General features: G+C 68.8%; 11 protein-coding genes. 1 reads left to right on the top strand and 10 read right to left on the bottom strand.

Going from position 1 to position 13,945, the window contains the following annotated elements; all coding sequences use genetic code 11:
* Nucleotides 1-861: 861 nt before the first annotated feature.
* Nucleotides 862-1,395 (bottom strand): ATP-binding protein, encoded by a 534-nt coding sequence (locus tag HHX30_RS10510; protein WP_169981695.1) that lies wholly within the window; start codon nucleotides 1,393-1,395, stop codon nucleotides 862-864.
* 264 nt (nucleotides 1,396-1,659) lie between these two features.
* On the opposite strand from HHX30_RS10510, the gene HHX30_RS10505 reads away from it, so the two are divergent.
* Entirely contained in the window at nucleotides 1,660-2,043 is a 384-nt protein-coding gene (locus tag HHX30_RS10505) for a hypothetical protein (protein ID WP_169981694.1), read from the top strand.
* A gap of 129 nt (nucleotides 2,044-2,172) precedes the next feature.
* On the opposite strand, the gene HHX30_RS10500 is transcribed toward HHX30_RS10505, so the two are convergent.
* The 9 genes from HHX30_RS10500 to HHX30_RS10460 all read right to left on the bottom strand — a co-directional run bounded on the left by HHX30_RS10500 (nucleotide 2,173) and on the right by HHX30_RS10460 (nucleotide 13,790).
* Complete coding sequence (locus tag HHX30_RS10500; RefSeq protein ID WP_169981693.1) at nucleotides 2,173-3,099, bottom strand: BTAD domain-containing putative transcriptional regulator; 927 nt, start codon at nucleotides 3,097-3,099, stop codon at nucleotides 2,173-2,175.
* A gap of 1,199 nt (nucleotides 3,100-4,298) precedes the next feature.
* Nucleotides 4,299-6,989: an NAD-binding protein gene (locus HHX30_RS40565; RefSeq protein ID WP_211591847.1), complete on the bottom strand. Its 2,691-nt coding sequence runs from the start codon at nucleotides 6,987-6,989 to the stop codon at nucleotides 4,299-4,301.
* The gene (locus HHX30_RS10490; RefSeq protein ID WP_169981692.1) at nucleotides 6,986-9,178 is read right to left on the bottom strand and encodes a phosphotransferase; all 2,193 of its coding nucleotides are present in this window, start codon (nucleotides 9,176-9,178) and stop codon (nucleotides 6,986-6,988) included. Before HHX30_RS10490 ends, HHX30_RS40565 begins: the two co-directional genes overlap by 4 nt.
* On the bottom strand, nucleotides 9,175-9,891 hold the full coding sequence (locus HHX30_RS10485; protein ID WP_169981691.1) for an AP endonuclease: 717 nt from the start codon (nucleotides 9,889-9,891) through the stop codon (nucleotides 9,175-9,177). The genes HHX30_RS10490 and HHX30_RS10485 overlap by 4 nt, the downstream gene beginning before the upstream one ends.
* A gap of 1 nt (nucleotide 9,892) precedes the next feature.
* On the bottom strand, nucleotides 9,893-10,771 hold the full coding sequence (locus HHX30_RS10480; RefSeq protein ID WP_211591846.1) for a hypothetical protein: 879 nt from the start codon (nucleotides 10,769-10,771) through the stop codon (nucleotides 9,893-9,895).
* Nucleotides 10,761-11,462, bottom strand: coding sequence for an HAD family hydrolase (locus HHX30_RS10475; protein ID WP_169981690.1), 702 nt, complete (start codon nucleotides 11,460-11,462; stop codon nucleotides 10,761-10,763). Before HHX30_RS10475 ends, HHX30_RS10480 begins: the two co-directional genes overlap by 11 nt.
* Nucleotides 11,459-12,274 (bottom strand): hypothetical protein, encoded by an 816-nt coding sequence (locus HHX30_RS10470; RefSeq protein ID WP_211591845.1) that lies wholly within the window; start codon nucleotides 12,272-12,274, stop codon nucleotides 11,459-11,461. Before HHX30_RS10470 ends, HHX30_RS10475 begins: the two co-directional genes overlap by 4 nt.
* A gap of 29 nt (nucleotides 12,275-12,303) precedes the next feature.
* Complete coding sequence (locus HHX30_RS10465; protein ID WP_169981689.1) at nucleotides 12,304-13,377, bottom strand: hypothetical protein; 1,074 nt, start codon at nucleotides 13,375-13,377, stop codon at nucleotides 12,304-12,306.
* Nucleotides 13,374-13,790 carry a hypothetical protein gene (locus HHX30_RS10460; RefSeq protein WP_169981688.1) on the bottom strand — a complete coding sequence of 139 codons (417 nt, stop codon included), beginning with the start codon at nucleotides 13,788-13,790 and terminating at the stop codon, nucleotides 13,374-13,376. Before HHX30_RS10460 ends, HHX30_RS10465 begins: the two co-directional genes overlap by 4 nt.
* Nucleotides 13,791-13,945: the final 155 nt, after the last annotated feature.

Genomic DNA, 13,945 nt, shown 5'->3' with positions numbered 1-13,945 from the left:
CGGGAACCACCGCGGATTCAGACGGCCCGCATCCGTACGGCGCCGCACGTATTGGTTTGTCGCCCGTAGGGCGAGTCTGGCGGCGCAACGCATCGCCCCGGACCGCTTCCACCTGCGCGAACACCGGCTCGGCGTCGATGTGGTCCAAGCGGCTACAGCGAACGCAACGCCAGCGGCAACATGGAATGCACCAGCGAACACCGCAGGGATGAGACGGCCCGCGTAGCGAAATCCGCTGGTGTCCCGGACAGCCTCTCGTCCGTCCACCACCAGAACGCGAAGCTCGAGCGCCTTGGCGGCCTCACGCACGAAACGGTCGTCAGGGATTTCCGCGCCCGAGGGCCGCGGCAGCGGGGTTCGGTCTCCGCCGTGCCCTGGCCCTGCGGCACCATCGAAGATGCCGCTACAGCACACTGCGACCGCTCTATGACATCGACGCCCACCTTCACCCCAGACGTCAAGCACCCGCCCGGCCACGGCGACGGCGGCCCGGCTTCCGGGCCCGCCGCGTCGTCACTGGCGGAACCGCTATATAGGGCCACACGCCCGCAATCGTGGGCGAGCATGTCATCGCCCCAGGCAGGACGTCGTCGGCCGTCATAGGCCACGTCGTGGCCAGCGCGGGCACGACGGTGGGATCAGCGGGCGCAGGCGGCAATCCGGCCCGCAGCCCCGTGGGGGTGTCGGCGGTGACCATGATGGACTTCCCCCAGACTGCGACCCACATCTTGTGGAGAACGAGGAAGCCCCAGTTCGGGAACTCCTTCCGCAACTCCTGCAACTCCCGACGGATTACCTCCTCACCATCCGGCACCGGTCCTGGGCTCGAGCCCGGCCGCTGGGTCCGCGTGCTCCAGGTCATCATGCGGTCCGCGCGCTCACGCCGCAGTTCAAAGCGAGTAGCGCCCAGACCGCGTGCCCGGTGGTCGCATCTCCTCGTACCCCCGCTCGTGCGGCGAGATGCCGTACCCCGCGCAGGCCGTGCCCGTGCTCGCCGATGTCCTGCCCTGGCTTCCGCACTTGAACGGCAGGGGTTCCTCCGCCGCCGAGGTCATAGACGGTGATACGAGCCATGTACAGGCCGCGCAGCACCTCCACCAGGAAGAACCCATCCGCCAGACCCGAGCCCGAGTGCAACAGGGCGTTGGCGGCCAGCTCTGCCGTGATCCACTCGGCATCGCTGGCCCGCGCGGTGTCCTCCAGCAGCAGGCGCACCATCTTCCGGGCAGCCGTGACCTGATCCTCCCGCCCGGGGAAATTCCTGCGCCACAGCATCGGCCCGCCGAGCCCGCTCCACCACCGGCGAACCAGCGCAGGACCGGGCGGCAGGCCGGGGAATCCGTCCCGTCCGCCGTCGTCCAGCACAATCGCGTCCGCGTTCTCGCGTCCGGTCATCGTCAGGGCACCTCCATGTCGTCCCGGCCGTCCCCCTGGATGGGGCCCACACCATGAACCGACTCCGCGCCCGAATCGAACCCCCACAGCCATCCCGTCACCCGCCACGCCGAAATAGGCGTTGACCTGCGCCAACACACCGCCACAGCGCTGGGCGGCCGCGTCCTGGCAAATGGATCACCCCACATCGACTGGAGAGCTCGTAGGAAGGCGCCCTACCGTCCATCCGATCGGCCAGCGAACACCACCAGACGGGGAGTGACCATGTCCGGGAAGGGCTACCAGACCCTGCTCGAATGCCGACGCCGCGGCTTCCACCTGCGCGGTCACGGCTTCACCGTCGACCAGATCGCCATCGTGCTCTCCCTCGACCACGACGTCGCACCGCTACGCCTCTACCGCTACGCCGCCGGTCTCACCGCCGCCCAGGCCGTCGCCACGTTCAACGCCCTGGAGTCCACGGGCGCGGCTCCGCTACGCGAGAGCAGGCTGTACGAATACGAGAGCTGGCCCGAGTCCGGTCGCCGCCCACCAGCGCGTGTGCTGCGGCTCCTCGCGCAGATCTACGGCACCCACCCCGCCCAGCTCCTCGCCGCAGAGACGCAGGCGACCTACAGCAGTGGAGACCAAGAGCTCCTCCGCGCATGACCTCGATCCGTTCGTGGAAGAGAAACCCAGCAGACCGCGCCGTCACGGCATCTCTCGACATTGGCCTCTGCCGCGCAGAGGGAGGTCCTGGCCCGGCCTCCGGTCAGGACCTCCCCTCGTCATCCGCCGCTACCCGGCGAGCCCCCGGTAGATCTGCCTCGCCTGACGGCTCGGCTCAGCGTCGACCTCCCGCAGCCGCTCGGTGAACTGCTGGAAGGCCGCGCGTACGGCCAGCAGCCGTCCCAGCTCGCCATGGATGGTCATGATCCGGCACCACAGGACCTCGCTGTAGGGATCGATTCGGTCCACCGCGAGAGTCAGCAGATCCAGTGCGTGATCCGGGTCGGTCTTGTGCTCCAGCTCGGCCAGCCGCATCACCGCGTTCGTCGCCTTCCTGGCCGCGGCCTGCCGGAGCGGCAGGCACCAGAGATCATCTCGCTCGGCGAGCAGCGGCCCCTCATGGATGGCGACCATCTGCCTGAGCGCCTGCACCCGGGTGTCCTCCTCCGGTGCCGTGTTCGCCACCAGATGCGCCTGCTCGAACCGCCACAGGTCGATGTCGAAGAAGGCTGAGGCAAGGTGCCGGCACTGTCCAGTCTTGATCACGAACCTCACGCCGGTAGACAGCCCGGTCGCGCTACGCAGCGCCGCGTTGATGTCGCGGACCCCGGTCTCCAGGTGCTGTGACCCGTGTTCTCCCTGCCCAGACCACAGATGTTCGATAACGAGATCCTGTCGCACGCCGTCCTTCGACGTGGCCAGCAGCGCGAACAGATCCCGACCTTCTGCGCGGGTGAAGCACACCTCCCGACCCGCTGCCTGCACACGGGTCCTTCCGAACAGCCGTCCGGAGACAAGCGCAGACGGCGGAACCCTGAGCTGCAGCCCCGAGGTAGTGGCCGCCTGTGGCGAGACAACCTCGGTGACTGAGGTCTCCCCCGCCTTCCCAAGGTCGGCATCGTTGGTGGCATCAACGTGTCCGGTCGCTTCTACAGCAGAATGCCGATTGGCAGCCGCAGGTTCCACCGGCTTGGCGGGTGTCTTGCGCTCACGCATAGGATCGGCGTCGGAAACCACTGGAACCGGAAGCGACGCTCCGGACACCCCCGCGACAGCGCCTCCGGTCAGGGCACGGGACCGCTGGATGAGGACCGCGCTGACCGCCATCACGAAGACGCCGAACAACACGGCGGACGCGGCGTGAGCCCACCCGGCAGCGGCGCTTGTTCCACCGGCCCTATTCAGGTGAACCGTCAACCCCGAAGGCCGCTGCCCAGAAGTAACTCCTCCGGACGAAGGCCCAGGATGCGTATAGGGCGTGGACGGCGCGGGGGCCGGTGACGAGGTGGACGTTCCCTGGCGTCGGCCGCGAGCAGGAGAGGACGGCCGCAGGAATTTGCTTCCCTGCTTCTTTCTCGGCTCGGCGACCTTGGCTGTAATAGGTTGCGTAGCGGTAAGCGAATGACGGATATGCCCCTGCAGATTGTGGCGGGGCTGCGGATTTAGACGTGCCCTGGGCCGAGTATCCCTTGGGCCGCGTGCCCCCTTGGCGTTCTGTCGCTTCGGCTCCGTCGCCGCCTGGCCAGGCGCATTTGAGGTCTCGGCTATCGGCTGACGCCTCGCCTTCTCCAGCAGGCCCCAGTAGTCAGGGACGCGCCCTTTCGCGAGTTCCTCTTTGATCAGAGCGCACCACTTATCAGCGTCGTAGTACTTCTGCGCCTCGGCAGATATCGTCGCGTTGCACCACGGCTCCCGGGAAGATGGCACAGCCGCCCCGGCCAAGCATCCCAGTATCGCAGTCCAGCCAGCGACGCCGACCCCGATTGCCAGCGATAGGCGCTCAGCTTTCCCCTCGGACAAAATAACTTTCCATGGGACCACTCGTCACCCCCGAAAAACGGGCTTCGCCATACGTGACGCTCACTGGCGATCTACCCAGCCGAGACGACAGAGAAGAATTGCCGAAGATCAAGACTCCTTAATGAATCTCAGCTAAAGTCCAGCGCTCGGACCGATACACTCAGCCCATTTCGTCCACATATGCCCAGAACGAACCGTTAGCGTCATTCCAGGTGCGGTGAATTCGGGCCGCGGACTCGCTTTCGCGCAGATCTACCGCGCTCGCCAGAGCGTCCGAACAATAGGCAGAAGCATCATGGGTACGGCTGAGCGCCGGCCAGGCGAAGTGCGTCCAGGGTCGATGTCTTCGGAAGGCGGCCACGATTTCGTCTTCCCTATGCCGCCCACCGTGCCGATCAGGCGGGCTGCATCCGAATCTGCCCCTCCGGTGACCTCTGCTGGGCGCGGAGGAACTCGGCGAGCATCGCAATGCGCCGGAGCGGGTTCAGGTCCGGGGGCGGGACCGGGCCGGGGCCGATCAGGGTGGCGACGGCGTCGCGAATGGAGGTATGCAGGGGCGAATCCTGAACCACCTCATCGTGAAGGAGCTCCCCGGCCCGCTCAACCGTCACGCGATGGTGGTTGCGCTCCAACTGCCAACCGCCGGTGGCCGTCACCGGGTCCAGGTGGGCGGTGAACTGCGTCCGCCCGGCGTGCACGGTGATGTGCCGGTGGCGATCGTCGGCGGGGCGTAGGCCGCGCTGCCACAGGCCCGGCCGGTCCAGCCCGGTACGCGGGGTGCTGCCGAGCACGACGGTAGGGCTGGTGATGCTCGACATCAGCTCCACCCGTAGGTGCGCGTCTGCGACAGCGACACTGGCACGTTCGGTGAGCGCGGATACGAACAGGCGGCTGTCGTAGGTCGCCCACAGCTCGCCCTGCTGCGGGGGCGTGGCGAGATAGGCGGCCAGGGCCTCGGCCGGGAGGAGGCGGCGCAGGACCGCGAGCATGTGCAGCCACTCATAGCCAAGGACGCCGTAGAAGCGGTCCACGAATCGCCCTTGAGCGATGTCGGCGGTGCGGTCCTTGGTGAAGACGATCCCTACGTAGTCGATCGGGGAGTTGGGCTCGAAAGTAAAGATGAGGCCGTTGAGGATGTCCAGAACGCGGGCGTGCCGGTACTGGTCGGTGACCACCACCCTGGCGTTGCGGTGGCTGGAGAGCAAGGCGGCGAAAGCGTCGATCTCGTGGCCCTGGCAGGCGGGCTTCTCCAGCAGGACACGAGCGTCGGGGGCCTGGCTGAGTATGGAGCGCAAGACCGGGAGGTGGTCGGAGGTGGGGCAACAGACCGACCACAGACCGATGCCGGAGGTGACCGCGCTGGGCAGTTCTGTGACGCCGTGCGGAAAGCTCCTGCAGTCCTTCGGCAGGTCTTGATGCTTGGGGTCGAGAATCGTCAGCGCGGCACCCTCCGCAGCGAGAATCTCGGCGTGCAGCCGCCCGGCGGCGCCGTACCCGACCACACAGGCGGAAACTCCAGCGAGGGGGTGCGCTGCGGCCGGGCGCGAGGCCTGGGTCGTGGCGAGGTAGGTGTCGTAGTAGGCGTCGTACAGCCCGGCCTCGCGGACGATCGTGTCGACGAGGTCGGTGTGCACTCCGGGTGGCAACCGGTCGGCCTGCTCGCATAGCGCGATGGCGGCGATTAGTGTCCCGGCCCGGTATGCGTCGTAGCCCTGGTTGGGGATGGCATCGGCCTCGAAGAGGTTGAGGGATCGGCCGTCTCCCAGGAGGGTGACGTGGCTGCCGGAGTCCAGGCGGTACCGGCGGCCGATGCCGGGGATCTCTTCAGGCCGGTACTGCGAGTTGGCGAGGATGCTGAAGTCCCGGGTGGCGAACGGGGCGAGAAAAGCGCCGTCGGGCAGCAGCCTCAGGTCGTCCGCGCAGAGGGCGGCCTCGCCTGTGGTGCCGACGATGAGGAACGGCCGGGTCGTGCGTAGTGCCTCGGCAGCGGTCCGGTAAGTACGGTGTCCGGTCTCGGCGGCGGCGATGAGCGCAAGCGGATCTGAGTCGACGACGTAGATCTGGCAGCCCTGTGCCCGCAGCGCCTGAGCCAGGCGTGACCCCAGTGCCCCGTACCCGATCACCACTACCGGCCGTCCCGTCACCTTAATGCCGGGCAGAAGTGCCCGCAGTCGGCGCAGGCAGGAGTCGGCGATCTCCGGGTAGCCGAGGTTGGTCTTCAGTTCGGACCGGGCCATGTTGAGCACCGGGACACCCACCTCGGCGGAGGCGATCCTCTTGAGGCCGGAGACGGTCAACTCCAGCGCGGCGTCGATCCGCCGGGGCGCGTCGGCGTGGCCGTACCCCTGGGCGAGGAGACCACCGTCGTCGACGACCAGCACGCGTCGGCCTTCGGCATGGGCGGTGTCGATGAAGGCGTCCACCTCGGCCAGGGCGCAAGCCAGCTCGTCGGCGTGGGTGTCGGGTGCGTTGATAGCGGTGTTGTCCAGCACCCCGCTGGCGCACCCGCGGGCGAGCAGTGTGGCATGGACGCGGTCGCGGTTGTGGGTGCGGTCGCCCTTGGCCAGCGCGTAGATCCACCTGGCGGGCACCCCGGCCCGCTCCAGCGCCAGGAGGAAGCCGAGGGTGTTCTCGACGTAGTGGTCACGGAAAATGACCGCCCAGCCCTCCAGCGCCGGAGAGGGCACGGCGTAGCGGGAAAGCAGGGGCATGGAGGCGACGATCTGGTCCAGTTCTGCCTGGCTGAACCGACGAAGTCTTGGGGCCAACTGCCCGGCGAGCCGCTGGGCGACGTCGGCTCCACCCGGATGGGGATCAAGCAGGATCTCCAGGGACGGCTCGGCCGGCAAGACGTGGCTCAGCGTGTCCGGCCGTTCAGGGGTCGAGCGGCGCCAGCGCAGGGTGACCCCGCCACGGCCGTCCGGGAAGGTGAGGACCAGGCCGTGCGGGTCGAGGGCCGCGACCGTCAGGCCCTGGGACGCGGCGAAGCGGGTGACTTCGGCCTGCAGGTCGGCGGGGTGGATCGGGCCGTGCAGCACCTGCCATGCCGGAGCGGATCGCGGGTACGGGGCGACGTCCGTGATCATTGTTCTCCCTGCTGATCGAGCCCGTACGGCGGGCGGGTGGTCAGGTCCTCGAGGAGCGCGTCCGTCTCCGGCAGGTAACGCAGCATGGTGTCGACGGTGCGGTGCCGGATGAGCCAGAACTCATCGAGGTCGTCCTGGAACAGGCCCGGCTTGAGGTAGTGCTGCTTGACGCCGTAGAGGCTGCCGAGCAGTTGCAGCAGGGCTACTCGGCCGCAGCCGCGGATATCGGCCTCGGGCACTGCAGGGTTTGCGGCGCGGTAGGCGGTGATGAGGGTCCGGGCGGCGTCCTGCCAGTGCGGATCGCCGGTGACGGTGTTGGGATAGAAGGCCATCCGGCCCAGGTCGTAGGCGAGCAGGAACGGCTCCGGTGGGCGAAAGTCCAGGACAGCCGAGAGGGTGTCACCGGTGAACAGCAGGTTCACCGGGCTGTAGTCGCCGTGCAGGACCTGCGTGGTCATTTTCCGGGGCAGCTCGGTGAGGAGCTTCGGGATGATCCCGGGGAGCATCGCGCGGCGTTCGGTGAGGGTGCGTTCTGCTTCGATGTCGAACGCGTCGGTGAGGCCGTCGGCGGCCCGTCGCGCGATGACTCCCAGGAGCGTGTCGATGGTCGCGACGAGCCCGCTCAGGTCGACGTGGCGCCACTTCTCGGCCTCCGGTGAGGGCTTGGCGCTGGCGGGAAGGCCGGCGAAGAGCGCGTGGATGCGGCCGAGCGCATGCCCCGCCTGCTCGTTTTGGGCGGTGCTCAGCTCGGTGACGACCTGGCCGGGCATCCACTCCCAAACCGAGAGTGCCGCGGGTGTGGTCGCATCGATGACCTGCCCACTGCGATTGCGCAGTGCGGTCGCTGCGGGGATGCCGTGGCGGTGGGCCAGCTCCGAGAGCTCCACTGCCTCTGCCTCTTTGCCAAGGTCGGGGCCGGACGGGTAGGTCTTAACGAACACCTCCCGGTCGGCGCAGGTGGCGCGGTAGTTGATGGTGCCTTGTCCAATGGGGAGCTGGACCAAGTCCTGTACGGCGAGGCCGTACCGCTCGGCCAGGACGGAGGCAATGCGGTCGGCGGCGTTTCCGGACACCTGGCGGGTCTCCTTGTTGGATAGGGGTCGTGATCGCCGGCGGCGCATCCCGGCTTCGCCGGCCACTTGTGGTGATCCGATCGTCACACCAGCGAGCAAGACCTGGGCCAGCTGCTCGTACGCGGCGAGGACAGCCTGCCAGCGGCGCGCGCCGTCCACCGTGTGGCGCGGCGCTCGAGTAACTTCCACTTCGGCCAGCGCCAGCGCGGGTCCCGGTCCTGTATCCGGTGTATAGAGCCATCGAGGATGGCCCCCGGTCATCTCGGCGACGGCAGGCAGATCGGGCGCGATCACGGGGGTGCCGAAGCCGACCGCCGTTCCGACTGAGCTGGGATACAACAGCCGCGTGAAGAACTCCCACGGCCCATCTGTCCGATAGGGGCAGAGCGCGGCATCCGCTGCGTGGTAGAGCACGTGGGCATGTTCTGGAGAAATGCGTTCCAGATGAAAATGAACCCGGTCCATGCCGCCGAACTCGGCCACGTCCTCGCGAGCGGGTCCGACGACGAACAGGTGCGCGCCCTGGGTGTGGGAGGCGAACGCACGCACGGCGGTGGCCAGCCCCTTGTAGGCGGTCAGGTTACCCAGCATCAGCACAGAGCCCGGAGCCGCTGCGATCCGCGCGGCCAGCGCGCGGACCTGTGACGGAACGGCGGACGTTCCCGCCGTCAGCCCACCCCACCCGGCGATGATGATAGGCGCGCGGGTCAGCATAGCCAGGTGGCGTGCGTCGGCGTGGGTGTGGGCGATAACGGCGTCAGCCAAGCGGAGCACGCCGTACGCCGCGTGGCGATCCGCCTCAGTTGGCGGGCCGCCGTCAATGGGGAACAGATTGTGCACCGTCCAGACCACCCGCCACCCGGTTCGGCGGAGAGCGGTGAGCCGTGCGAGCATCGTCTCGGCCGCCGCAAGGGTTCGGGATCCGTCCGGCTCGCGGTACAGGCGCTTGAGACGGTGCAGGTTGACGACGCCCGCGGGTCGCTGGTCGAGGTCCTCCAGGTGGGAGGCGAATTCCAGACGGAGCCGAGGGGACGCGTGCCGTTCCAGCTCGGCGAAGTATGGGCTGGGCCAGGCCGGATAGTCGCTGATCACGACCCAGGGCCCGGTCCCCGTCACGGTCTCTCCTCAGCGGCCCACCATGCGGTGGCGGCCCGGTAGCGGGCCAGGCACGTCTGCGGGCTACGGTCTGCCCCGGTCCACTCCACCGCCACTTCAATCGGATGGCCGGCCGCGATGCGGCGTGCGACGAGATCGGCGATGGCCTTGGAGCCGCCGAACCCCTCGCCTCCATCGGACAGGTGCAGGACACCCGTCCGCTCAGCCGCTTCGGCGAGGGCGGGATAAGTGCCAGCAAGCTGCCGGGTGTCGGCCAGCAGCCCCATCGCGGGAAGGGAGGCGAACGCTCCGGGGGCGAGCCAGCCGGGATGGTGCGGCTCGACGAGCAACGGCACCGCCGTGGTGGGCAGCTCATACCCAGCCCATCCGGCTTGGGGCGGAGTACGCGACAGCAGGCGCAGCCATGCAGCGCCCAGCTCGGCGGCGGCTTCGGCGAGCCGTATCACCTCCTCCTCCGCCTGGTCCCGGATCTTCGGATCGTCGGCGAACAGATCCGCCAGGTCGGTATCTGCGGTGACTCCGGTGATCGGCACCGTGCTGTCCGCGGCCCGCCGCCAGGCCCGCCACACCGAGGCCGGACGGTCGGTCAGGTGGTACCCGCGGGGCCCTCCGCGCAGGTGGATGAAGGGGATGCCCTCGGCTGCGGCCCAGCTCAGCAGGGCGGGCGCGTCCAGCCCGCGCACGGAGATGCTGTAGAGACCGACTTCTGTCATGTCAGGCCTCCCAGGAGAAGATGACGATCGGCTCATCTGGGCGTTCTGGCCGTCCCAGCGACTCGAAGACGCGCGGTGCGAGGTCGCCGGGCACTGTCCGGCACCAGGAGGCGATCAGCTCCGGGTCGATCCACGCGTTCAGCCAGGTCACGACCTCGGTGTACGCAGCCTGGTAGCGGCCAGGGTCGAACGCGGCCAGCTCGTGCATACCGACCACCGTCCACCCGCCACGGTGGAGCTTCAGGGCCGACAACGTGCCGCTCTCCTCCGGAGTGCCGAGCAACCCCAGCACCCCGCCCTGGGCGACCAGCTCGGCGGCGCGCTCCGGCATGCCTGCGGCATCGATCACCAGACCTGCGCCGGCGGCCTTCACCTCGCCGGCGAGCTCCGCTCCCGGTACCCGTCCGATGGCCGCATCTCGCCGAGATGTCAGTACCTGCACCCGGCAGGCTCCCCGACGACGGAGCTCCAGCACGCATCCCAGCGCGACCGGTCCGGACCCGGCCACCACCGCGCCTTCCAGATCGACGCCGCCGGGCAGGTGAGCCAGCCCTAGGCTCGCCATGAGCTGGAATCGAGCCAGCGCCGCGGCGTGTAGCGACGTACCGAGTACGGCCACAACCGCCCCTTCGCGCTGCGGGTTGAAGGGAGCTCCGTGCGGCACCGGCGCCAGGAACCATCCGCGTTCCTGCTCGCCGCCCACCGTGATGTATCCGCTGCTTCTGGCCGGTCCCTTCACCGTGGCGGCGAGGATGCGCCGTTCCGTGCCAGGGCTGAGCACGCTGAACCTCGCGGGTGTCAGGCCGTCCGGGGTCGGTACGGCCGGTAGTACATGGGCCCGCCCCGCGACCAGCCGGACCCGCGCTCCGTCACCGAGCATGGAGAGCCTCCAGGTAGGCGGGGAGCTCGGAGATGTGCCGGATCACGCCGATCGACGGCTCCAGGCCGACGGGACGGTCGTCGGCGATCAGCACCGACCGCATGCCGTACGCCACCGGTGCGACGGCGTCCTTGGCCGGAGTGTCCCCGACGAACAGGATCTCGTTTGCCGGGTGACCGGCCGCCTCCACCACTGCCGCGTAGAACGCCGGGTGGGGCTTGCGGACGCCGACTGTGCTCGACAGGACCAGAGCATCGAAGCAGTCCAGGATGCCGGCCGCGCCGAGGGTCCGGCGGCGCACGGCTTCGGGGCGCTGGGTGTCGCACGCCAGCACGCACACCAGGCCGGAAGCGTGCAAGTTCCGGAGCGTTCGGGCAGCGTCCGGGCCGATCTCCGCGTCCGGCACTGCGGTGAAGACGGCTTCCACAGCCGCGTCCAAATCGGGCAGGGCGGCACCGCACTCCTCAGCGGCCTGGCACAGTTGTTCGGCGAGCGGGGTCTGCCTGTTGCTCTCCTGATCGGCCTGGCGCAGCCGCCGGGTGACGGTGTCGAAGGTCTCGGCGAACCCTTGCGGGATGGCGGCACCTGCGAGCTTCCGGAGCGCGTTGGCGACCATGTGACCGTCCGGGCTGGGGCCGGGACGGGCCAAGGTGCCCCCGAAGTCAACGGCCAGTGCGTGCACGTCTGTCATGCCGTCCCTTCCCTCCTGATCGCGAGGTGTTCCACCCGCCTCGCGATGTCCGCAGGCGAACCCAGCGCCATGTAAACCGGCATCCGTGCCGCCAGCGTGCGGACCAGGCTGAGGCGTCGACGCGTGGCCGTGCCATCCTCCAGTGACCGCAGGACAATCTCGGTGCCGTCGAGGATCCGGTCGAGCAGATGGCCGCTGGCACGCAGCCACAGGGTCTGCGCGGTGTGCGCGTCGATCTCCTCCAACGCTCCCACGGCCTCGCCGACCTGGACGGACACCGCCGCCACCATCGGCACCGGTTGTTCCACTCGGGATGTCCACTCGGGGCCCAGATCGACCTTCTCGGAGCCCGAAGGGGTGAGATCGAGTTCGGGGAACCAACGGCGGGCCGACCTCCGCCGCACGAGGAAGGCGGCCGTGCCTCCGAGCACCGTCACCTGTTCGGCGTCCAGCAGCGCGACATCCCCGGCCAGCACGCGCCACCCTCGCGCGACCATCGCAATGGCGGTCAGGGTCTTGCCCACGCCGTGCCCGCCGAGCAGGAGCACCGCGCCACAGCCGTCTCGATGGAGCGCCACCGCGTGCGAGCAGAGCGTTCCGTGGCCCAGGTGCAGCACATGCAGACACCCGTTGATCAATCGTCGGCTGTCGCCTGGACCGAGGCCGCACGGCAGGGACACATCGGCCTGCTCCTCGACCGGTTCGAGCGCAAGGCTCGGGCGGACCCCGGGAAGATGAGGGGCGATGTGCGGCCAGAAGTCGGCGAGCCCGCCATCGGCGGCCACCCGCAAGGCCCGGCCCGCGCTGGCCACAGCGAACACCCTCCGATACGGCGGTGCGGTCATGACGCCGCCAGTGGAGCCAGCAGCTCGGAGAGCGCCTCCCAGACCGGAACGTGCGGCAAGGTTCGCAGGTCGCCGATCCGCAGGCAGGCGGTCGGCACTCCGCCGAGCAGTTCTCTCGGCAGGGGGACGCTTCGCCCTGCGGGACGCGGACCGCCGGTCAGGCCCAGCAGATCGCTGGTGTGCAGCCGCTGGGCGGGAATGTCCAGAGCGACCGTCTCCTCGTACCGCAGCGAGTCCACGCGCTCGACCGCCGGAGCGTAAGCGTCAGCGTCCGCGCCTGGAGCGACGATGACGACAGCGCCGAGCGGAACCGGCGAGGAGCGCTCACCGTTCAACAACGCGCGATAATCGGCCGGGCTGAACACGATCCTGCGCCTCCCGACCCCTGCCGCAGCCGTACCGGTGACGAGTTCCTCCGGGAGCGAGACCCGCGTTGGCCAGCCCACCACGGTCCGGCCGGGGCCAAGGAGTACGAGATCGTCGGCGAGAAAGGCCGCGCCGAGCTCAGTGCAGGCCCGATGGGCGAGCGTCGACTTCCCGCCACCCTGCTCGGCCAGGAACAACACCGCCGAGCCGTTCACGGCGACCGCCGACGCGTGCAGCATGTGCCAGCCCGAGACCAGCATCCGCGAGGCGAAGAACACTCGGACCAGCCAGTCCGCCCACCGAATGCTCATCTCGTCGCCAGCCGGCAAGACGACGCGGGTGGTACGGCCCGCCATATCGACCTCGATGACGGCGGTGGCCACCTCGGGCCGGTAGTGCCCCATCGCCCGCAAGGTGCCGTCTCCCGCGGCCACCACGGCGAGCTGCGGCCCACCGTACGGGAGAACGACGACAGGCCGGTCCGAGAACACGGCGTCTACCTCGTCCGGATCGGGCTCGTCGGCTTCCTCCACCATCACCGTCCAGTCGGCTCCCGGTAGATGCCCCGCCGTCTCGCAGGGCGGCACCATCACCGAGGTCACGTGCTCCAGCAGCTTCCGGCTCTCACTCACCAGTCGCAGCCGGAACCCGCCCAGGAGCAGATCGACGTCGGACTCCGTCCACGACTTCCGGGGGGCGCTCATCCGCCCGACACCCCGACGTTCCCCTCGGGGAGTGCCACGCCTTCGACGCGGCTTCCGTTGCCGGCGCTGCCGCCACGAAGCAGGAGCAGGCGGCCACCCATCTCGACAATCTGCTTCTCTCGCGCCGAAGCCAGCCGTTGAGGTCCCAAGTGAGCCACCGTCGGCGCTACCACCCCATAGATGCCTGGCAGAGCCAACACATCCAGCAGCGCGGTGAACGCCGCCGACGGGCGGGTGTCCTCCGGAAGGTCCTGCTCAGTGAAGACACCGTCCAGCAGCAGCTCGCGTTGACGACAGTATTCGGCGAGCGCTTCGGTCAATGCAGCCTGGCGAGCGGCCGACGGCTTCGTCAACCGCAGATAGCCGTAGACAACGGGGCCGGGCACCGCGTGCTGCTCCGTCAAAAGCTCCATGTTCCTGACCGCCCAGATCGTCTAATAAGGGTCTCGAACGGCCGGGGAAGCCGCTCCCCTTGAGCCTGACCGCCGTCACCCCATCGGGAAACAGCCCACCGTTCTACTTCCGTTGCACTTTCGTCCCTCCACATGAGCGCCGCGTGCTTCGATTA

Origin of the sequence: Microbispora sp. H10836, assembly GCF_012999525.1 — a bacterium.
Taxonomy (GTDB): domain Bacteria; phylum Actinomycetota; class Actinomycetes; order Streptosporangiales; family Streptosporangiaceae; genus Microbispora.
Note: the sequence above shows the minus strand (reverse complement) of the source record. Positions and strands in the feature narration are given on the sequence as shown.